At 67.9% G+C, this 21739-nt stretch carries 16 protein-coding genes; 5 read left to right on the top strand and 11 right to left on the bottom strand.

Annotation, left to right across the window (positions count from 1 at the left end; translation table 11 throughout):
* Window positions 1-10: 10 nt before the first annotated feature.
* Complete coding sequence (locus tag FOF45_RS00830; RefSeq protein ID WP_158982143.1) at window positions 11-1843, bottom strand: monovalent cation:proton antiporter-2 (CPA2) family protein; 1833 nt, start codon at window positions 1841-1843, stop codon at window positions 11-13.
* Between the two features lie 330 nt (window positions 1844-2173).
* On the opposite strand from FOF45_RS00830, the gene FOF45_RS00825 reads away from it, so the two are divergent.
* Window positions 2174-3478, top strand: a complete 1305-nt coding sequence (locus FOF45_RS00825) for a DEAD/DEAH box helicase (protein WP_158982142.1) — start codon at window positions 2174-2176, stop codon at window positions 3476-3478.
* Between the two features lie 140 nt (window positions 3479-3618).
* Here the strand turns inward: FOF45_RS00825 and FOF45_RS00820 are convergent, their stop codons facing one another.
* The 9 genes from FOF45_RS00820 to trxA form a co-directional block, all read right to left on the bottom strand.
* Window positions 3619-4659, bottom strand: coding sequence for a L,D-transpeptidase (locus FOF45_RS00820; RefSeq protein WP_158982141.1), 1041 nt, complete (start codon window positions 4657-4659; stop codon window positions 3619-3621).
* 32 nt (window positions 4660-4691) lie between these two features.
* Window positions 4692-5504 carry a murein L,D-transpeptidase catalytic domain family protein gene (locus FOF45_RS00815; protein WP_158982140.1) on the bottom strand — a complete coding sequence of 271 codons (813 nt, stop codon included), beginning with the start codon at window positions 5502-5504 and terminating at the stop codon, window positions 4692-4694.
* A gap of 166 nt (window positions 5505-5670) precedes the next feature.
* Window positions 5671-7488 (bottom strand): DUF885 domain-containing protein, encoded by a 1818-nt coding sequence (locus tag FOF45_RS00810; protein ID WP_158982139.1) that lies wholly within the window; start codon window positions 7486-7488, stop codon window positions 5671-5673.
* 70 nt (window positions 7489-7558) lie between these two features.
* Complete coding sequence (locus tag FOF45_RS00805; protein ID WP_158982138.1) at window positions 7559-9385, bottom strand: DUF885 domain-containing protein; 1827 nt, start codon at window positions 9383-9385, stop codon at window positions 7559-7561.
* A gap of 123 nt (window positions 9386-9508) precedes the next feature.
* Window positions 9509-10285 (bottom strand): queuosine precursor transporter, encoded by a 777-nt coding sequence (locus FOF45_RS00800; protein WP_158987114.1) that lies wholly within the window; start codon window positions 10283-10285, stop codon window positions 9509-9511.
* 58 nt (window positions 10286-10343) lie between these two features.
* A complete protein-coding gene (locus tag FOF45_RS00795; protein WP_158982137.1) occupies window positions 10344-11045 on the bottom strand; it encodes a DUF502 domain-containing protein in 702 nt (233 codons plus the stop codon).
* 102 nt (window positions 11046-11147) lie between these two features.
* On the bottom strand, window positions 11148-13145 hold the full coding sequence (locus tag FOF45_RS00790) for a bifunctional serine/threonine-protein kinase/formylglycine-generating enzyme family protein (protein ID WP_158982136.1): 1998 nt from the start codon (window positions 13143-13145) through the stop codon (window positions 11148-11150).
* 149 nt (window positions 13146-13294) lie between these two features.
* Complete coding sequence (locus FOF45_RS00785) at window positions 13295-13780, bottom strand: DUF4442 domain-containing protein (RefSeq protein ID WP_158982135.1); 486 nt, start codon at window positions 13778-13780, stop codon at window positions 13295-13297.
* A 104-nt stretch (window positions 13781-13884) separates the two neighbouring features.
* Window positions 13885-14757, bottom strand: a complete 873-nt coding sequence (trxA, locus tag FOF45_RS00780) for a thioredoxin (protein ID WP_158982134.1) — start codon at window positions 14755-14757, stop codon at window positions 13885-13887.
* Between the two features lie 93 nt (window positions 14758-14850).
* Here trxA and FOF45_RS00775 point away from each other — a divergent pair, with 93 nt between their 5' ends.
* On the top strand, window positions 14851-15441 hold the full coding sequence (locus FOF45_RS00775; protein WP_158982133.1) for a DUF998 domain-containing protein: 591 nt from the start codon (window positions 14851-14853) through the stop codon (window positions 15439-15441).
* Between the two features lie 54 nt (window positions 15442-15495).
* Here FOF45_RS00775 and FOF45_RS00770 read toward each other — a convergent pair whose 3' ends face one another.
* Window positions 15496-16824 carry a metal-dependent hydrolase family protein gene (locus tag FOF45_RS00770; protein WP_233264017.1) on the bottom strand — a complete coding sequence of 443 codons (1329 nt, stop codon included), beginning with the start codon at window positions 16822-16824 and terminating at the stop codon, window positions 15496-15498.
* A gap of 163 nt (window positions 16825-16987) precedes the next feature.
* Between FOF45_RS00770 and leuS the strand changes: the two genes are divergently transcribed.
* From leuS to holA, 3 genes are all read left to right on the top strand, one after another.
* A complete protein-coding gene (gene leuS, locus FOF45_RS00765) occupies window positions 16988-19738 on the top strand; it encodes a leucine--tRNA ligase (RefSeq protein WP_233264016.1) in 2751 nt (916 codons plus the stop codon).
* 320 nt (window positions 19739-20058) lie between these two features.
* Window positions 20059-20655 carry an LPS-assembly lipoprotein LptE gene (locus tag FOF45_RS00760; protein WP_158982130.1) on the top strand — a complete coding sequence of 199 codons (597 nt, stop codon included), beginning with the start codon at window positions 20059-20061 and terminating at the stop codon, window positions 20653-20655.
* Window positions 20656-20677: 22 nt separating this feature from the next.
* Window positions 20678-21730 (top strand): DNA polymerase III subunit delta, encoded by a 1053-nt coding sequence (holA, locus tag FOF45_RS00755; protein WP_158982129.1) that lies wholly within the window; start codon window positions 20678-20680, stop codon window positions 21728-21730.
* The last annotated feature ends 9 nt before the right edge of the window (window positions 21731-21739 follow it).

Here is a 21739-nt window from a genome sequence, read left to right as displayed (position 1 = left end):
CCGCCGCACCTCACTCGCGTGCCACGCCCTGTGCCGCCGCGGCGGTTTCCGGGGTGAGCGGTGTCGCCGCCTGGCGCGGACGCGTGAACGGCGTCGGCGTCGGGCCTGCGCGCAGGTTTCCGTACAGCATCGCCGTGCCGGCATTGAGTCCTTCGGCGATCTCCAGCTCGACGCGTTCGGCGTCGCGGCGGCGTATCTCCTCGACGATCGCGCGCGCATCGGCCTTGTCCACACCGAGCTGGCACAGCGCGGCCTGGCCGAACTTCATCGCCGACTCGAACGTCTCGCGGACCTGCACGTCGACGCCGGCGTGGATCAACTCCAGCGAATGTTCTCGGTCGTAGGAGCGCGCGAGCAGCTTCGCCTGCGGGAATTCGCTCTTCGCCAGCTCTACGATCCGGTTCACCGCTTCGTTGCCGTCGATGCAGATGGCAATCACCTGCGCGGCCGGCGCGCCCGCCGCGCGCAGCACGTCCAGGCGCGTGCCGTCGCCGTAGTAGATCTTGAAACCGAACGAACTGGCGTTGCGGATCATCTCGACGTCGGTTTCGATGATGGTCACGTCCACGCCGCGCGCGAGCAGCGACTGGCTGACCACCTGGCCGAAGCGGCCGAAGCCGATCATCAGCACGCTGCCGCTGAGACCTTCGGCGACTTCGAGGTCGTCGGTCTTCTCGTCGGGCTTGCGCAGCCACGGACGCACCGCCAGCGTCACCAGCGGTGTCAGTGCCATCGACAGCACCACGATCGCGGTGAGGTTGGCGTTGTGCTGCGCGGCGATCACGCCGCTCGCGGCCGCGGTGGAATACAGCACGAACGCGAACTCGCCGCCCTGCGCCATCAGCGTGGCGCGATCGAGCGCTTCGACGTGACTGGAGTGAAGCAAACGCGCAACCAGATAGATGCAGGTGGCCTTCGCGACCATCATCGCCAGCACGACGCCGACGATGAACGCCCAGTTCGATGCGACCAGCGACAGGTCCAGCGCCATGCCGACGCCGAGGAAGAACAGGCCGAGCAGCAGCCCGCGGAACGGCTCGACGTCGGCTTCGAGCTGGTGGCGGAAAGTGGATTCCGACAGCAGCACGCCGGCGAGGAACGCGCCCATCGCCATCGACAGTCCGCCCAGCTGCATCAGCAGCGCCGCGCCGAGCACGACCAGCAGCGCGGCCGCGGTCATCACCTCGCGCGCCTTCACCGCGGCGAGCAGGCGGAACAGCGGATTGAGCAGCCACACGCCGACGGCGACCAGCGCGACGATCGCGCCCGCGCCAATGGCTATCGACGTCCAGCGCGAGGTCTCGGCGACCGCGGGTGTCGGCGCGAGCAGCGCAACCACCACCAGCAACGGCACGATCAGCAGGTCCTCGAACAGCAGCACCGAGACGATCTTCTGGCCGTGCGGCAGGGCGACGTCGCCGCGTTCGGCGAGCAGTTGCATCACGATCGCGGTGGAGGTCAGCACGAACCCCGATGCGCCGATGAACGAAACGGTCGGGCTGTAGCCGAACGCGAGCCCGACGAGGGTCAGCACGACCGCGCACACCGCGATCTGCAGCGTGCCCAGCCCGAAGATCTGCCGGCGCAGGCTCCACAGGTGCGAGGGGCGCATCTCCAGGCCGATCACGAACAGGAACATCACCACGCCCAGTTCGGCCACGTGCAGAATCGCCTGCGGGTCGGAGAACCAGCCCAGCCCGAACGGGCCGATCACCAGGCCCGCGGCCAGGTAGCCCAGCACGGAGCCCAGTCCCAGCCGCCTGAACAGGGGCACCGCGACCACGGCGGCGCCGAGCAGCGCCACCACCCTGACCAGATCGCCCGAACCTGCTTCCGCCATCACCCACCCCCGATGAACCTTGTCCTGACGGGCAGCCTACATGGCTGGCGGCGCCCGTCGCTTTCGCGTAGAGTGCGCCCCGTTCAGCGCACGGCTGCCTCCCCGCAAGGGTACGTTTCCCAGGTATGCCCGCCGTGGACCGCATTGCGGTTCGAGCAAACGGCTTCTATCCCGCACGTCTTTCGTCGCGCAGACACGGCCCGGAGCATCCGGCAGCCGTCATTTCGATCGCTCGCACCGCGGTTCCAGGGAACGCGCGAGCCTTCACGCGGTATTTGTCCGCGCACGCCGTATGGCGTGCCGCGTCGCCGCGAGCCAAAGGAGCTTCACTCCATGACGTTCGAAACCCTCGGGCTGTCGCCCGCACTGCTGCGCGCGCTCGCCGAGCAGAATTTCGCCACGCCCACCCCGATCCAGGCCCAGGCCATTCCGCTGGCGATGGCCGGCCACGATTTGCTGGGCGGCGCCCAGACCGGCACCGGCAAGACCGCCGCCTTCGGCCTGCCGCTACTGCAGCGCCTGTCGAAGCAGACCCCCGGCAACGGCTTCCGCCGTCCGCGCGCACTGGTGCTGGTGCCCACGCGTGAGCTCGCCGTGCAGGTCACCGACAACCTGCGCACGTACGCCAAGCACGTGCGCATGAACATCAGCGCCATCTTCGGCGGCGCCGGCATGGGCCCGCAGGTGGAGATGTTCCGCCGCGGCGTCGACGTGCTCGTCGCCACGCCGGGCCGCCTGATCGACCACCTCGATCGCGGCACCGTGAAGCTCGATGCGATCGAGATCCTCGTCCTCGACGAAGCCGACCGCATGCTCGACATGGGCTTCCTGCCGGCGATGAAGCGCATCCTCGGCAAGCTCCCGCGCGATCGCCAGACGATGATGTTCTCGGCCACGTTCGAGTCGCAGCTCAAGGCGCTGGCCGTGGAGTTCATGCGCGAGCCGAAGCAGGTGCAGGTCGCCGCGCAGAACACCATTGCGCAGACGATCACGCACCGCGCGCATCCGATCGACGTGGCGCGCAAGCGCGATCTGCTGATCGACATCCTGGCCAAGCGTCACACCGATCAGGCCATCGTGTTCGGCCGCACCAAGCACGGTTGCAACCGCCTGGCGGAACAGCTGGAAGACGCGGGCCTCGTCGCCGTCGCGATCCACGGCAACAAGAGCCAGGCGCAGCGCCAGAAGGCACTCAATGCGTTCAAGGCCGGCAAGGCCCGCGTGCTGGTCGCCACCGACGTCGCTGCACGCGGCCTCGACATCCCGAACCTGCCGCTGGTCATCAACTACGACCTGCCGATGGTGGCCGAGGACTACGTGCACCGCATTGGGCGCACCGGCCGCAACGGCGCCAGCGGCGAAGCGCTGTCGCTGGTCGCGCCGGAAGAGGGCGGCCTGCTGCGTCAGGTGCAGAACATGCTCAGGTCCGATGTCGAAGTGGTGGTGGTGGAAGGCTTCGAGCCGTCGCGCCCGATCCAGCTCAACGCACCGCTGCCGAACCCGCGCCAGAAGCAGGGCGCCGCGCGCAAGCCTGCGCACCGTCCGCACGGCAAGCCGGCCGCGCGCCATGCGCACGCCGGTCCGAAGCAGCATCGCGGCGGCGGCCAGGGTCGCGGTTCGCGCAGCGGCATCGCCTGATCGCACGCCCCATCGCTGACGTTAGAAAAGCCCCGGTTCGCCGGGGCTTTTTTTTTTGCGTGCGAAGGCGAACGTTCGTCAGCGACGCGAGACGCTCCCAAGGTGCGTGCGGCGTCAGGCTTGAAGTCCGCGCGGAGGGCTCAGCCCTCCGGCGGATCCGAATCGAGCACCTGCACCGGCGCGCCGCCGGTGGTTTCCGGCGACATGCGTTCGTCGGTGACCAGCATCACCACACCGGGTGTCAGCAGCGGCAGCACCGCGGCGACGAAATCGTGCGGGATCACCACGCGGTCGATGGTCTCCGGACCGAGCAGCTTGCCGGCATCTTCGCCATGACCGGGAATGCCGATGGTGCTCCAGTTCGGCATTTTCGTACCCGGCAGCAGCGGGTTGTCGCCGGGCAGGAAGCCATCCTTGACGATGTAGGCGTGCGTGCCCAGCGGCAGTTCGGGATTGCGCACCAGCACGCGCGAACGGCCGATCTCGATGCCGTTGCGGAACACGACGACGCGCTGGTCGCCGCCGCTGAGCAGGATCGACACCGGGCCTTCAGTCGACAGCTCCGGACGCCAGCGATACTTCTGCCCGTCTTCCAGGCGCGGCACCCCAGTGTCGGTGCCGGTGCGCGGATCGATCGGGATCAGCGCACCCGGATGCACCGTGTCGACCGGTGACTTGCCCTGTTCCGACACGACCACGGTCATGCCCATGTTCGACGAATCGAACAGCAGGCGCGCGAATTCGGAAGGCAGGTGCACGCAGCCGTGCGATTCGGGATAGCCGGGCAGGCCGCCCGCGTGCAGCGCGACGCCGTCCCAGGTGAGCCGTTGCATGTACGGCATCGGCGCGGCGTTGTAGATGCTGGATCGGTGATCCTTGGACTTCTGCAGGATCGAGAACACACCGGTCGGCGTCTCGTAGCCGCGCTTGCCGGTGCTGACCGTCGTGACGCCGATCGGGATGCCGTTGCGATAGACGTATGCGCGCTGCTCGGTGAGGCTCACCACCACCGCGATCGGGCCGGCGCGGTTGTCGCCGCCCCAGATCCATTCGCCGGGCTTGAGTTGCTGCGGCGGTGTGTTGGCCGGACTGGACTGGCGCGCGCCCCACGTGGGGACGGCCTGCGCGATGCCGGCGACGAGCAGCAGGGCGAGCAGCAGCGGAAATCGGAGTCGGGTCATCGCGCAATCCATCCTTTGATCTGCGTGACAGCCTAGCCGGACGGAGGCGCTCCGTCAGCGCCCCGATGGGCGAGGGAATTTCGCGCGGCGGGACATTTCAGCAGCGCCGAGCGCGCGAGCCAGGCCTGGTCGGGGTAGTACGAGAACACGAACTGGCCGCCCTTGAGCAGGTCGATCATCGGCCGGGCGACCGCGCTGCGCACGGCGGGGCAGCCCCAGCTGCGGCCGAGCCGGCCCATCGACTTCGCGCGCACGGGATCGACGTACGGTGCGCCGTGCATGACGATCGCGCGCGCCATCGCGGCGTCGTTCACGCCGGGCTCCAGGCCCTTCATGCGCAGCGAATAGCCATTGCGGCCGGTGTAAGTGTCGGCGGTGACGAACAAGCCGAGACTGGACTGGTGGCTGCCGTCGTCGTTGGAGAAACGCGTGGCCATGTTGTCGCCCGAACCCTGACCGTGGGCGACGACCTCCTCATACAGCAGCTTGCCCGCGGCAAGATCGAACACCCACAGGCGCGGCATCAGCGATGGACGGCTGTAGTCGATCACCGCAAGTCGGCGCGCGTCGGCGCCGACGCCGCCCGACTGTGCGCACTGCATGGCCGAGACGGCGAGCTCGAGCACCTTCGGGTCCGCGCCCGGCGCGAGCCGCGACAGCCAGCGGCCGCCCGGCGCATCCGCGGAGAGGGCGGACGCGTCGGTCGACGCAGGCGTGTCCCCGGCCGCGGTACCGGCGGAAGAGGGCAGGACGGTAGGTTGGTTGGCGGGCTTGCGCGCGCTCAGTCCCGGCGAGGCGGGGAGGAGGGCCGCGATCGCCAGGGCCAGGGTGCGGGGCTGGATCATCCACGCATTCTCGTAAGGCATTGCTGAATCTCGGATTTCGGGTCGCCAACGGGAATTTCAAGCGCTTGTTTGCCCTGTTCAGGCAGCGCCCGGCCCAAACGAAGAAGGCCGGCTTGCGCCGGCCTTCCTCTGACCCGATGGGATGCGCGATGTTCCGCGCGGCCGATCAGCCCTTCTTCGACGCGATCCAGCGGTCGATCTTCTGCTCCAGCACGGCCAGCGGCACGGCGCCGTCCTTGAGCATCTCCGCGTGGAATTCGCGGATGTCGAACTTCGGACCCAGGTCCTTCTCCGCGCGGGCGCGCAGCTCCTTGATCTTCAGTTCGCCGATCTTGTACGCCAGCGCCTGGCCCGGCCATGCGATGTAGCGCTCTGCTTCGGCGACGGCGGTGGTGTCGCTGACCGCCGAGTTCTCCTTCATGTACGCGATGACCTGGTCGCGGGTCCAGCCCTTGCTGTGCAGGCCGGTGTCGGTGACCAGGCGGATCGCACGCCACAGTTCGTTCTGCAGATAGCCGAAGTACGAATAGCTGTCCGTGTACACGCCCAGGTCCTTGCCCAGCGATTCGGCATACAGGCCCCAGCCTTCGGCGAACGCGCTCTGGATGCTCCAGCGGCGGAACGACGGCAGGTCCTTCAGCTCGATCTGCAGCGCGATCTGGAAGTGGTGGCCCGGGATCGCTTCATGCAGGTACAGGTCTTCGGCGTCCCAGATCTTGCGCGAGGGCAGGTCGTAGGTGTTGACGTAGAAGATGCCCGGACGCGTGCCGTCCTCGCTCGGCGGGTAGTACTGGCCGCCGGCCGCGGACTTGGCGCGGAACGGTTCGACCGGACGGATCTCGAACGGCGACTTCGGGATCAGCGAGAACTGCGTCGGCACCTTCTCGTTGATCTTCGCTTCCAGGCCGCGGTAGTACTTGAGCAGTTCTTCCTCGCTCTTGAACTCGAACTTCTTGTCCGTCTGCACGAACTTGAAGAACTCCTGCAGCGTGCCCTTGAAGCCGACCTCGGTCATCACCTTCTGCATCTCGCCGTGGATGCGCGCGACTTCGTCCAGGCCGATCTGGTGGATCTGCGCCGGCGTCAGGTCGGTGGTGGTGCTCTGCTTGGCGTTGAAGGCGTACCACGCCGCGCCGTTGGGCATCTTGTCCAGGCCGAACGTGTCGCGGGTCTTGCCGAGGTATTCGTCGTTGATGAAGGCGCGCAGCTTCTTGTAAGCCGGCATCAGCTGCTCGGCGATCAGCTTGCGGTAATCATCGGTGAGGCGCTTCTTGTCGGCGTCGCTGAAGTCCTTGGGCAGGTTGGTGATCGGGCCCCAGAACAGCGTGTCTTCGGGCTTGTCCTTGATCAGCGCGTCGAGCTGCGGGACCACCTTCTCCATCAGCACCTTCGGCTGCACGGCGCCGGCGGCGATGCCCTGCTTCATGTTGGCGATCTCGGTGTCGAACAGCACCGGGATGCGCGCGCCGCGCTTGAGCCAGTTGTCGTAGTCCTGCACGGTCTTGAACGGCTGCGCGCCGCTGCCCGAGCCGAACTGCACGGCGAGGCTTGCGGTGCTGTCCATCTGGTTCACCGGCACCATCCAGCCCGGGAACTGGAAGGAGTCGATGGCGTCCTTCGCGTCCTTGGTGAAGATCTCGTAGTTCAGCAGGTCCTGCCCGGTCAGGCCTTCCGAACCCACGGCCTCGACCTTGGCCAGCCAGTCCTGCTGGAATTTCTTCGCTTCGTCGCGGTACTGCTGCGAGCCGAAGTCGGGCAGCTCGGCGTTGAAGCGCGTGTCGCCGGTGAAGGTGGCCAGCACCGGGTTGAGCTTGAGGAAGCCTTCCCAGTAGTCGGCGTAGATCTTGTTGAGCTGCTCGGCCTTGGCCTGCGCGTTCTGTGTCGCAACCGGCTTGTCGGTGGCGGCGGTGTCGGTGGCGGGCTTGGAGCAGCCGGCGATCGCCGCGGAGACGGCGAGGGCAAGCAGGAGCGGGCGAAGCGTCATGGTGGTCTCCCGGGGTGAGGGGGCAGTATCTCTCAGGTCCGTCGTCCGCGCGGGAACGACGGATGCAGCGTCACGATTTCTTCTTTTCGGCGATCCAGCGATCGATCTTGCCTTCGAGGATTTCCAGCGGCACCGAACCGTCCTTGAGCACTTCGGCGTGGAATTGGCGGATGTCGAACTTCGGACCCAGCGCCTTCTCGGCCTTCGCGCGCACTTCCTGGATCTTCAGCTCGCCCATCTTGTACGCCAGCGCCTGGCCCGGAATCGCCATGTAGCGTTCGGCTTCGGCGGTGGACTGGGTTTCGCTTTCGGCGGAGTTGTCGAGCATGTAGGCGATCACCTGCTCGCGCGTCCAACCCTTGCTGTGCAGGCCGGTGTCGACGACGAGACGGATCGCGCGCCAAAGTTCGTTCTGCAAATAACCAAACTGCGAGTAAGGGTCTTCATACACGCCGAGGTCGCGACCCAGCGATTCCGCATACAGGCCCCAGCCTTCGCTGAAGGCGGTTTCGCTACCGAAACGGCGGAACTTCGGCAGGTTGGTCAGTTCCTGCTGCAGCGCGAGCTGGAAGTGGTGGCCCGGGATCGCTTCGTGCAGGTACAGGTCTTCCGCATCCCACGTCTTGCGCGTCGGCAGGTCGTAGGTGTTGACGTAGAAGATGCCCGGACGCGAGCCGTCCTGGCTCGGACGCATGTACGAACCGCCGGCCGCCGACTGCGCGCGGAACGCTTCCACCGGGCGGATCTCGAACGGCGCCTTCGGCGTCAGCGAGAACTGCTCCGGGATCTTCTGGTTGATCTTCGCCTCGAGGCCACGGTAGTACGCCAGCAGCGCCGGCTCGTCGTTGAAGGTGAAGCGCGGATCGGTCTGCATGAAGGCAAAGAACTCCTTCATCGAACCCTTGAAACCGACCTGCTGCATCACCTTGGCGATTTCGCCGTGGATGCGCGTCACTTCATCCAGGCCGATCTGGTGGATCTGCGCCGGCGTCAGGTTGGTGGTGGTCGAGTTGCGCGCGTTGAACGCGTACCACGCAGCGCCATTCGGCAGCGCGCCCATGCCCGAGGTTGTGCGCGTCTTCGGCAGGTAGTCATCGGCGATGTAGGTGCGCAGCTCGCGATAGGCGGGCATCAGCTCGCCTTCGATCATCGCGCGGTACTCATTGGTGAGGCGCTGCTTGTCGGCGTCGCTGAAGCTGGCGGGGAAGGTCTTCACCGGGCCCCAGAACAGGGTGTCTTCGGCCTTGGGCTTGATCAGCGCATCGAGCTGCGGGATCACCTTCTCCATCAACGCGCGCGGCTGCACCACGCCGTGCTTCACGCCTTCGCGCGAGTTGGCGATGGCCTGGTCGAACAGCGTCGGAACCTGCGACGCGCGCTTGCGCCAGTTGTCGTAGTCCTGCACGGTCTTGAACGGCTGCGCGCCGGTGCCGGAGCCGAGCTGCGCCGCGGTCGCGGCGAGGTTGTAGAACTGGTTGATCGGGATCTGCCAGCCGGGGAACTTCTCCGCTTCCAGCGACTTCTCGCGATCGCGTACGAAGATCTGCCAGCTCAGCAGTTGCTGGCCGTCGAGGCCATCGCTGCCGACGTCCTTCACGGTCTTCAGCCAGCGCGTGTTGAAGTCGTGCATCTGCTTGCGGTACTGCGCCGACAGCGTGTTGGGCAGCTGGTCGTTGTAACGGCTGTCGCCCTGGAACGTTGCCTGCAGCGGATTGAGCTTGAGCAGCTCTTCCCAGTACTGCTCGTACAGCGCGTTCAGGCGCGCGGCCTTGGCATCCTGCGTAGCGGTCGCGCCCGCGCCCTGCGGGGCGGCGAAGGCGGGCGCCGACACGGCGGTGGTGAGCGCCAGGGCGATGGCGAGCGGCAGGCGAAGGGACGGACGCGCGGGTGCGGACATGGGAAACCAGTAATGGCGGGCGATCCGGAAGGCTCACCCGGCCACCCCCGGCCGGCATGGGCCGAAGGTCATGCGCGGCGCGTCGCGCGTCGGGGTTTGGGTGGCTCCTGACCCTTTATCCGGTCAGCCCGCCGCCTGTTCCCGCAGTTCGCGAGCCCGCGCCTCACCGAGGTAACCCGTGATCGCGGCTCGCACCAGGTAGATCAGCGGGATCAGCGCGATCGCGGCGAGCATCTTGTAGGCGTAGTTGACGGTGCTCACCGCGAGGAACAGCGAGGTCGGCCACTTCTGCGGGCCGAGCACGAACGCGATGTACAGCACGACGAAACTGTCGACGAGCTGCGATACCGCGGTGGAGCCGGTCGCGCGCAGCCACACGTGCTTCTCGCCGGTGACGCTGCGGATGCGGTGAAACACGGCCACGTCGATCAGCTGGCCAATGATGAAGGCGACCAGCGAGCCGGCGATGGTCCACAGACCCTGTCCGAACACTGCGGCGAACGCGGCCTGGTAGTCGCCCACGCCCTGTGCCTGCGCGGCCTTGACCCACCAGTCTGCGGGGGCGAGTGCGATCGCGGCGAAGGCGAACACGAAGCCGTACACGATCAGGCCCGCGGCCAGCCACGAGATCGTGCGCACGCCGCGTCGACCGAAGAATTCGTTGATGACGTCCGTCATCAGGAACACGACCGGCCACAGCAGCGTGCCCGCGGTGAAGCTCAACGATCCGCTCTGGCCGAACAGGTTCCACTGCAGCGGCGTGATGCCGAGCGTGTCCTCGAGCGCGAAGATCTTCACGCCGATGAACTCCGCGAGCACGGCGTTCACGCAGAAGAACGCGCTCAGCACGATGAAGAGCCGTACGGCGCGGTCGTCGAGCGTGCGCGTGGCGACGGGCAGGACGGATGGACTCACGTGGCGCGTTCCCCGGTGTTCGCCGCGACGCGCGGCGTGCGCTTCACTGCGTGGACGTCGGCGCGCTCTCGTGCGCGGGCGGCGAGAACGGAATGGTGTCGGGCGAAACCGCGCCGCCGGAGATGATGAAGCTCATCGCCTGGTCCACGCTCCAGTCGGTCGGCGTGATCTTCTCCACCGGCACGATTTCCAGATAGCCGGAGGTCGGGTTCGGCGTGGTCGGTACGTACACCGCGGCGAGTTCGCGACCGGTGCCCTGTTCGCGGATCACGCGGGTGACGAAGCCGATCGACTTCATCTCGGTATGCGGGAAGTCCACCAGCACCACGCGCTGCGTGCCGTCGGGCTTGGTCTGCAGGATGTCGAGCAACTGGCGCGCACTGCTGTAGATGGTGCTCGCAAGCGGGATGCGCTGGATCAGCGCTTCGAACCATCGCAGCATGCGCTGGCCGAACACGCGTCGCGCCATCACGCCGGAGAACAGGATCACCGCGACCGTGGCCAGCATCGCCAGCACGGTGCGCACCCACGGCTCGGCGGCCCACGCCATGCGCGGATAGGTCGCGGCGAGGTTTTCCAGTGTCGGCGTGATCAGCGGTTGACTGATGTCCGACAGCAGCACGAACACGAACTTGACCACGACCCAGGTCAGCCAGATCGGCAGCAGGGTCAGCAGGCCAGTGAGGAAGAGCTTCTGCAGGCTCGGGCGCGACGCGTGCCGAGCGGGGGAGGGGGTCGGGGACATGGCGCGGATTGTAGAACGCCGGGCCGCCGATGGCCGGGTCGGTCGCTCCGAAGTCCGGCGTACCGCCACGAACGGCACCGGCCGCCCGAAGCGGCGATGGCTTCAGCGCTCGCGAACCAGGCGGAAGCCCACGTCGTCGTAGCCGCGGGCGGCCACCAGGGTGCGCTGGGCTTCGCGGCTGCGCCAGGATTCGCCGGAAACCTGGCGCTGCTGGCAGTTGTTGCCGCAGTCGCGCAGCCACATCGACAGCGCACGGCCGTCGACTTCGCCCGGCAGCTCGGCGATTTCCTCGGCGCTGGGCAGGCGATAGCGCCGGCCGGTCTGCGCGCTGTACCACTGTGCGTACGCCTGCGCATCCTCAAGCGAGATGCACACGACCGGGTCGTTCTCGTTCTGGCGGAAGCCCGGGGCTTCCCAGTCGCGCGGGTCGATCATGCGCAGCAGCGACGCGCGCTCGCGGCACAAGGCCGGATCACGGCCGTTGGCGGCGGCGAAGCGCGCGTACTCGCGGCGGCTGACCGGACGCGGCGTCAGGGCAACGCTGATCTTGGCGCTGGTCTGCGAGATGGATTCGCGGGTGGCGCCGCGCGCCAGTCCCTTCGGCAGGGCCTTGGCCTGCGCGAGCAGGCGCGCATCGAGCTTGCGCGGCAGCTGCAGTTCGCCGGCGAGCGCGGTGATTCGCTGGACGTCGGCGCCGTCGCGGCGACGCACCGCCGATTGCAGACGCGCGTCGAGCGCCTTGCCCGCCTCATCGCGCAATTTCTGTTGCGCCTTGGAGCCAGTGGTACCGGTCTGCTGTCCGAGCGCGGACGCACGCTCGGCGAGCTGTGCGGCGCGATCGTCGCGGCCTTCCTTCACCGCGCGCACGAGCTGCGTGGAGAACGCGCCGGTGAGATCGTCGATCGCCTTGGCGACATCCGGGTGCGTGCTGTCGGTATGCCAGGCCAGCAGCACGCTGTCGAAGGCGTTGGCGTCCTGCGGTTCGGTCAGGCGACCGCGCGCCATCTGCTGGCGTGCGTCTTCCAGCGCGCGCTGCAGCGGCGCCTCGGGCAGCGGCTGCAGCATCGCGGCGGTCGGATCGGTGACCGGCGTCGCATCGGGAATCGTGGCCACGGGCGCAGCCGGCGCAGGCCGCTCTTCGTCGCGGCCGAGGCTGAAGGCGAGCACCACCAGCGTGACCGCGGTGGCGCCCAGCGTGGCCCAGATCGGCATCGCCCAACGCTGCGTCGGACGTATGCGCTGCAGTGCGTCCAAGGCCGGCGACCAGGGCTTGCGCTGCTGCACGGCGCGGATCGCGGTCGCCATCTGCGCCGCATCCTGGAACCGGTTGCCCGCCTGCTTGCACAGCGCGCGGTTCATGAAGCGCTGCCAGTGGCGCAAATGGTGCGGGATCTTCGGGATCGGATCCTGCGCGTGCATCACCGCCATCGACAGCGCATCGGACGCTTCGTACGGCAGGCGGCCGGTGAGCATTTCCCACAGCAGCACACCGAGGCTGTAGAGATCGGCGCGTCCGTCGACGTCTTCGCCGCGCGCCTGTTCGGGCGCCATGTACGCGGTGCTGCCGACCGCGAGTCCCGCGGTGGTCACGCGCGGGCCGAAGCCGCGTCGCAGCGCGATGCCGAAGTCGGCGAGCAGCACGCGTTCGCCTTCGTCGAACAGCACGTTCTCGGCCTTGACGTCGCGATGCACGACGCCGCGCGAATGTGCGTAGTCGAGCGCGGACAGCAGAGTCAGCGCGATTTCCACCGCGCGCGGTTCGTCCTGGCTGAGGTCGCGCTGGCCGAGATGGCCGCGCGGCAGGTACGGCATCGCGTAGTACGGAAGTCCTTCGTGCGTACGACCGACTTCGTGGATGCCGACGATGTTGGGATGTTCCAGTCGCGCGATCGTGCGCACTTCGTTTTCGAAGCGGCGGCGGCTGACTTCATCGGCGAGCGCAACGGGCAGCATCACCTTGATCGCGACTTCGCGCGACAAGGCGATCTGGTGACCCAGGTACACAGTCGACATGCCACCGTGGTTGATCACCTTGTGCAGGCGATACCCGGTGATTTCCGGCAATGTCGAAGTGTCGTTGTTGGATGCTGACCCGGACATCGCGGCGCCCCCTGTCGCGAAGCAGGAGCATACGCCGAGTGAGAGGAAACCTCACGACGTGCCCATCACATCCACGATGTGCGTGGGTGCGTTCGTTTAGCGTGATGACGCGCAGTGTCAGTTTTTGTCCAGAAGCTGGCGATTTCCCGTCAGTTTTGGCCGTTTTTGCCGTTGCCGTCCGTCTCGCGATGCGCGGGTTTGCGGCGCACGTAGAGCTGCTTGCGCACGCGTGCGACGACTTCGCCGGAGGCATCGATGACATCGGTATCGAACCATCGCAGCGCTTTCTCGCCACCGGCGGTGGCGGCGCGAAGTTCGTCCAGTACGTCCTCGCCGAGGCGGAAATCGGCATGCACGGTGCCGCGTCCGGGTTTGACGAATTCGATCTCGCCGGCCTTGTCCCAGACCCAGTACTCGCCGCCCAGCGACTTCATGGTGAGCAGCATCCAGAACGGGTCGGTCATGGCGAACAGGCTGCCGCCGAAATGGGTGCCGACGTAGTTGCGGTTCCAGGGGCGCATGCGCAGCTCGACGTGCGCGTGCCGGTAGTCGTCGGTGATGGTGGCGACGTGGATGCCGCTGAACAGGAACGGCGGCCAGAGGTTCAGGCCGCGACGCAGGACGCTGGCTTTCATGCAGGGCAGGAGGCGGGTGAGGGGGGCGCCAGCCTGCCATACGGATGCGTATTGCGGAAGCGGGGCGGCCGTTGCCGCCCCGGGTTGGCCTTGCGGCCGCGCGATCAGAACAGCAGCGAGGACATCCGGCGGCGGTAGCGGCTGACGAGATCCTCATCGTCGATCACGCGGAAGGCGTCGATCAGAGCCTTGCGCGGCAGGCCGTCCTCGAAGTTGCGGTCCAGCCGCAGCATTTCGAGGAACTGTTCCAGCCCGGCTTCGGCGTCGCCATCGACCAGGCGCAGTGCGCCGAGCAGGTGGCGGGCGCGCAGGTCGCCCGGGTTGCTGGCGATCGCGGCCTCCAGCACGTCCGGCGCCGGCGCGTCCTTGAGCAGCGCCGCGAAGTCCAGGCGCGCGCGGGCATTGCGCGCGCGGTCGTCGGTGGCGAGGTTCGCGGGCAGGCCGTCGAGCAGCTGCTCGGCTTCCTGCACCGCGCCGGTGCGCAGCAGGGCCAGGGCGAGATCGAGTTTGAGCTCGGCGTTCTCGGGCGCTTCGGCCGTTTCGTGGCGCAGGCGCACGACTTCGGCATGCGGATCCAGCGGTGCGGGCGGGGCCGCCTCGGCCTCGGGCTCGTTCGCGGCCGGCTCGATGCCGTGGTGCTTGAGGAATTCGCGGATCTGGCCTTCCGGCAGCGCGCCCGGGAAACCGTCGACCAGCTGACCGTCCTTGACCAGGAACACGGTCGGGATCGAACGCACCTGGAACGCACCGGCCAGCTGCGGTTCCTTGTCGACGTCGATCTTGGCCAGGCGGAACGCGCCGTTGTAGTCGGCGGCGATCTTTTCGAGGATCGGCCCGAGCGTCTTGCACGGACCGCACCACTCGGCCCAGAAATCGATCAGCACCGGCGTCTGCATGGACTTCTGCAGCACTTCGGTTTCGAAGGTGTTGGTGGTGGCGTCGAAGACGTGGGCGGGGGCGGCGGTCTGGGCGGTCATCGGCGGGGAACTCGTTCGTCGGTGCGCTGGAGATGGGGACGGGGAGCGTGCTTGGCAAGCACGCGAAAAGGCCGGTCACGCTAGCATGATGCGATGAAGACGGATCCCGCGCTGCAGCTCCTCGATCGTCATGCCGGCTGGATCGCGGCGGCCTGTGCGCTGCTGGCGCTGCTGGGTTTTGCCGCGGCCTTGCCGGCGTTTTCGCACGTGCAGCACCCACCGGGCCTGCTCGGCGCGCATGGCGTGCCGAACGCCTCCGCGTTCAACGTGCTTGGCTTCGTCGTGCCGGGCCTGCTCGCCGCATGGACGTTCGTGCGGTTGCGCATGCGCTCGCCGGACGGTCGCATGGCCGGGGTCGGCGCGTGGATGCTGGCGACCTCCGCGCTGGCGTTCGCCGCGCAGGGACTGTGGCCATTGGACCCGAACGACCTCGACGGCGCGCTGAGCCAGCGCCACGCGACGGCGTGGATGTTGTGGTGGCTGGCATTCGTGCCGGGCGCGCTGCTGCTCGGATGGGGCGTGCGCGCGAACTGGCGGCGCGCCGGCATGGTGTTCATCGTCGCCGGCGTGCTGGTCGTGTCGTTGAATGCGCTGCCCACGGCGTGGTTGGCCGGGCCGCTTGCACAGCGGCTGGTGTTGCTGGTGTGGCTGGCCTGCGTGGTGCTGGCCTCGCGCATGCGTTGAACATGCGGTCGGAGCAGGCGCCGCGGCCACGATGGCCGCGACGCCTCGAAGCGATCAGCGGCCCGGACTGCGGTAGATCTTGCCGTCCCTCATCACGAAATCGACCTTCATCACCTGTGCGATGTCCTCCAGCGGATTGCCGGGGACGGCGACGATGTCGGCGCGCTTGCCGGCCTCGATCACGCCCTGGTCGTCCACGCCCAGCACTTCCGCCGCGCGGATCGTCGCGGCCTGCAATGCCACCGATGCCGGGATGCCGGCTTCGACCATGTAGATGAACTCGCGCGCGTTGTCGCCGTGCGGGCCCACGCCCATGTCCGTGCCGAAGGCGATCTTGACGCCGTTCTTGTACGCCTTGCCGGCGGTTTCCTGGATCATCGCGCCGATGCGCTGTGCCTTGGGTCGCACGACTTCAGGGAAGTAGCCGTCGATCTTCGCCTTGTCGGCGACGAAGCGGCCGGCATAGATGGTCGGCACGTACCAGGTGCCGTGCTGCTTCATGAGCTTCATCACGTCATCGCTCATGTAGGTGCCGTGCTCGATCGACGTCACGCCGCCGAGCACCGCGCGCTTCATGCCTTCCTCGCCGTGCGCGTGCGCGGCGACGCGGTAGCCGTAGTCCTTGGCGGTATCGACGATGGCCTTCACTTCCTCCACCGTGAACTGCGGCGCGTCGCCCGAGCGCGCATACGACAGCACGCCGCCGGTCGCAGTGATCTTGATGACGTCGCTGCCTTCCTTGTAGCGCTGGCGAACGGCCTGGCGCGCGTCCTCGATCGAGTTGATCACGCCCTCGGTCGGGCCGGGCGGGCCGATCAGGTGCGAGAGCGCGTCGTTGTAGCCGTTGGTGGGATCGGCGTGGCCGCCGGTGGTGGCGATCGACTTGCCCGCGGCCCAGATGCGCGGTCCGTCGACGAGGCCCTGGTTGATCGCGTCGCGCAGGTGCGGGCTGACTTCGCCGCCGAGGTCGCGCACGCTGGTGAAGCCGGCCATCAGGGTCTTGTTCGCATAGCCGACCGCGCGGAACGCGAAGTCCACCTCGTCGAGGCGGAAACCTTCCGAGTAGCTCTGCGGGCTGGACTGGCTGCCCAGGTGGACGTGCAGATCGGTCCAGCCGGGCATGCAGGTGTGGCCGCTGAGGTCCACGCGGGTGGCCCCGGCGAGATCGGCTTCGGCAGCGCCGACCCGCTCGATCTTCCCCTGCCGTACCAGCAGGGTCTGCGGGCCGGTGAGTTTGCCGCTTCGGGCGTCGAAGACCTGGCCGCATTGCAGCGCCTGCAATTCGCCCGCGGGTGAGGCGGCGGGCGCGGCTGGTTCCGCGGCATGGGCGGACACGCTGGACAGCGCGGCCAGCAAGGCAAGGCTAAGAAGCGAATCGCGCACGCAAGACTCCCGTTGATCGTCCCCTGGAGCGCCGGATTGAAGCACGCCCCGGCCCCGGCGGGCGCGAACCGGGCCGCAGAACGGCCATGCGCCCTTCGCCGCGTGGCGGCCGATGTTGCGCTGCGGTAGGCTTGAAGGTCTTTCCCGACGTCCCCCGATCGCCGTGTCCGCCGAAGCCGCAACCGAAACCCGTCCGTTCGAACCGCAGGCCATCGAGGCCGATGCGCAACGCTTCTGGGAGGGCACGCGCGCCTTCGAGGTCGCCGAAACCTCGGACAAGCCCAAGTACTACTGCCTGTCGATGCTGCCGTACCCGTCGGGTGCGCTGCACATGGGCCACGTGCGCAACTACACCATCGGCGACGTCATCAGCCGCTACAAGCGCATGACCGGCCACAACGTGCTGCAGCCGATGGGCTGGGACGCGTTCGGCCTGCCCGCCGAGAACGCCGCGATCAAGAACAACACCGCGCCGGCTAAGTGGACCTACGCCAACATCGCGCACATGAAGGCGCAGCTGAAGCAGATGGGCTACGCGATCGACTGGTCGCGCGAGTTCGCCACCTGCACGCCGGACTACTACGTGCACGAGCAGCGCATGTTCGTGCGCCTGATGAAGAAGGGCCTGGCCTACCGCAAGAATTCGGTGGTGAACTGGGATCCGGTCGACCAGACCGTGCTGGCCAACGAGCAGGTGATCGACGGCCGTGGCTGGCGCACCGGCGCGCTGGTGGAGAAGCGCGAGATCCCGCAGTGGTTCCTCAAGATCACCGACTACGCGCAGGAACTGCTCGACGGCCTGGACAAGCTCCCGGGCTGGCCGGACGCGGTCAAGACGATGCAGCGCAACTGGATCGGCCGCAGCGAAGGCCTGGAGATCCGTTTCGACGTGGTCGACGACGACGGCAATGCCGTCGAGCCGCTGCACGTGTTCACCACCCGTCCCGACACGCTGATGGGCGTGACCTTCGTGTCGATCGCCGGCGAGCATCCGCTCGCGGTGCAGGCGGCGGCGAAGGATCCCGAACTGGCCGCGTTCCTCGCCGACCTGAAGAAGGGCGGCGTCACCGAAGCCGAGCTGGAAACGCAGGAAAAGCGCGGCCGCGACACCGGCCTGCGCGCGATCCATCCGATCACCGGCGAGCAGATGCCCGTGTTCGTCGCCAACTTCGTGCTGATGGGCTACGGCACCGGCGCGGTGATGGCGGTGCCGGGCCACGACCAGCGCGACTGGGAGTTCGCCCGCAAGTACGTGCTGCCGATCCGCATGGTGATCGTGCCCACGCACCTGCGCGATGCGCTCGCGGAGATCGGCCAGCACCTCGCGCAGCACGACGATCCGATGCGCAGCGCGCTCGGCGCGGCGCCGTCGGTGGACGTGTACGACACGACGGCCGCGGTGCAGGTGGTGGAGGAATTCGAACGTCGCATCGCCGAGGAAGAGGCGTACACCGAACGCGGCTGGCTGGTGAATTCCGGCGAGTTCGACGGCATGGACTTCCAGCAGGCGCTGGAAGCCCTGGCCACGCGCTTCGAGGCCGACGGCCGCGGCCAGCGTCGCGTCAACTACCGCCTGCGCGACTGGGGCGTGAGCCGCCAGCGCTACTGGGGTTGCCCGATCCCCGTGATCCTGTGCCCGTCGTGCGGCGACGTGCCGGTGCCTGAAGACCAGCTTCCCGTCGTGCTGCCGGAAGACGTCGCCTTCAGCGGCGTGACCTCGCCGATCAAGTCCGATCCGAACTGGCGCAAGACCACCTGCCCGCAGTGCGGCGGTGCGGCCGAGCGCGAGACCGATACGTTCGACACCTTCATGGAGTCGAGCTGGTACTACGCGCGCTACACCTCGCCGGGTGCGTCGCAGCAGGTCGACGAACGCGCGAAGTACTGGACGCCGGTCGACCAGTACATCGGCGGCATCGAGCACGCGATCCTGCATCTGCTGTATTTCCGCTTCTACCACAAGCTCATGCGCGATCAGGGCCTGGTGAACAGCGACGAGCCGGCGACCAACCTGCTGACCCAGGGCATGGTCATCGCGGAAACCTTCTATCGCGAGAACGGCGACGGCTCGAAGGACTGGATCAACCCGGCCGACGTCGAAGTGATCCGCGACGAACGCGGCCGCATCACCGGCGCCACGCTCAAGGCGGACGGTCGGCCGGTGGTCATCGGCGGCACCGAGAAGATGTCGAAGTCGAAGAACAACGGCGTCGATCCGCAGCTGATGGTCGGCAAGTACGGCGCCGACACGGTGCGCCTGTTCTCGATGTTCGCCGCGCCGCCGGAACAGTCGCTGGAGTGGAACGAAGCCGGCGTGGAAGGCATGGCGCGCTTCCTGCGCCGTTTCTGGCGCGAAGTGGTCACCCACGCCTCGCAGCCGGACCATCCGCAGGTCGATGCGTCCCGCCTCGACGCCGCGCAGAAGACCCTGCGTCGCCAGCTGCATGAAGCCATCCAGAAGGTCGGCGACGACTACGGCCGCCGCCACAGCTTCAACACCGCGATCGCCGCGCTGATGGAACTGCTCAACCACGTCTCGAAGTTCGACGACATGAGCGACCAGGGTCGCGCCGTGCGTCACGAGGTACTGCAGGCGATGGTGTTGCTGCTCAACCCGGTCACGCCGCACGTCTCGCACACGTTGTGGCAGGTGCTGGGCCACAAGGAAACGCTGCTGGAGGACGTGCCGTTCCCGGCCGCCGATCCGGCCGCGCTGCAGCGCGATGCGGTGACGCTGGCGGTGCAGGTCAACGGCAAGCTGCGCGGCACGATCGAGGTGGCGGTGAATGTCGCCAAGGACGAGATCGAACGCCTGGCCCTGGCCGAGCCGAACGTGGTCAAGTTCATGGAAGGCCTGACCGTGCGCAAGGTGATCGTGGTACCGGGCAAGATCGTCAACATAGTTGCGGGATAAGCCGTCGCTGGAGCGCGTGTCCGAGGCCGTCATCCGCGAAGAGCCCAAGCCGTCGTCCCCGCGAAGGCGGGTATCCACGGTTGAGCGGATCACGCTCTGCGGATGCCGGAATCGTGCGGCGGATTGGATAGTGCCGCCCTTCGGCGGCCCAAAAGACCCCGCCTTCGCGGGGATGACGAACGACAAGGTCCGAGCCGCCCGCGCAAAGCCGCTCCGCAGCGGAGAGAGGCGAGAGGTCAGGGCGCATGCCTTCCCCATCGCTGAACGGCGTTGACACTTCCGCTATTGATGGGCGCCAACGCCTCGTCCAGACTGCGCGCATGACCTTTCGCACCCTGCTCACGCGCGCGGTTCCCGTCGCCCTCGTGCTGGCCCTGACGGCCTGCGGTTTCCACCTTCGCAATGCGCTCGTGCTGCCGCCGGACCTCGGCGCGGTGCGCGTGGTGTCGGTGGACCGTTACAGCCCGCTGGCCGAGTCGCTGTCGCAGGCGCTGACCCGCGCCGGCGCCCCCGCGGCGACCGAGCAGACCGTCGATGCCACCGTGCTCGACCTGCTCTCCGAGCAGTGGGGCGATCGCCCGATCAGCCTCGACGAACTCGGCCGCGCGCAGGAGTTCTCGCTGCGCTACGCGGTGACGTTCGAACTGCGTCGCCCCGACGGCACCACGCCGGTGCCGCGCCAGACCATCGAGCTGGCGCGCGATTACGTGTCCAACCCGGTGCAGTCGATCGGTACCGAGGGCGAGCGCGAAATCCTGCAGACCGAACTGCGCCGCGAAATGGTGGCCTCGATCCTGCGTCGCCTCGACGCCGTCGCGCGCCGCACCTTCGATACCGCGAACACCGCCGCACCGGCGACGACGGCCGCTCCTGCCGCGCCGGTCGAGCCCGCCGCGTCGAGCGACACGCCGCGCTGACGGCGCGTCGCGATCCACGCCGATGGAACTGAAACCCGAGCAACTCGTCGCGCAGCTCGAGAGCGGGCCGCTGCGTCCGGCCTACCTGATCGCCGGTCCGGAACCGCTGCGCGTGCTCGAAGCGGCCGATGCAGTGCGCGCCGCCGCGCGCAAGCAGGGCTTCGCCGAGCGCGAGGTGTTCGAGGCCGAAGGCAACCAGCGCGAGCCCGACTGGAACGCGTTGTCGGCGAGCTTCCGCGCGCCGAGCCTGTTCGCCAGTCGGCGCCTGGTCGAAGTGCGCCTGCCCAGTGGCAAGCCGGGCAAGGAAGGTTCGGAGGTCATCATCGATTTCTGTTCCGATCCGCCCGGCGACGTCGCGCTGCTGGTGACGGCAGGCGACTGGAGCCGCCAGCACGGCGGCAAGTGGAGCGAGGCCATCGCCCGCATCGGCCAGGTCGCCGTCGCGTGGGCGATCAAGCCGCACGAACTGCCGGACTGGATCGAACGCCGCCTGCGTGCGCGCGGACTGCGTGCCGACCACGAAGCGGTGCAGAGCCTGGCCGATCGCGTCGAAGGCAATTTGCTGGCCGCGGCGCAGGAAATCGACAAGCTCGCGCTGCTTTCGGACGGACAGACGCTCGATCGCGAACGCATGACCGAACTCGTCGCCGATGCGGCGCGTTTCGACGTGTTCCGCCTCGTCGACGCGGCGATGAACGGGCAGGGCGCGCAGGTATCGCGCATGCTCGCCGGCCTGCGTGCCGAAGGCGAGGCCGTGCCGGGCCTGCTCGGCATGGTCGTGATGGAACTGCAGCGCGCCGCCGCGCTCGCCCGCGTGCAGGAACGCGGCGGCAATCTCGCCTCCGAGTTCAAGGCGCAGCGCATCTGGGATTCCAAGCAGCCCATGTACCGCCGCGCGCTGGCGCGCCACGCCGCGCCGCGCTGGGATGCGCTCGTGTCCGAGGCCGGTCGCGTCGACCGCATCGCCAAGGGACGCATGCGCATCGGTGAGGAGCCCGCCGACGCGTGGGTGGCGCTCGAACGCCTGCTGCTGGCGGTGGCCGAACCGCGCGCGACGCGATTGCTGACCGGTTGAGCGCGGAGG

It is taken from the genome of Lysobacter panacisoli (genome assembly GCF_009765165.1).
Classification (GTDB): domain Bacteria; phylum Pseudomonadota; class Gammaproteobacteria; order Xanthomonadales; family Xanthomonadaceae; genus Lysobacter_J; species Lysobacter_J panacisoli.
This window is presented reverse-complemented; position numbering and strand designations above follow the sequence as displayed.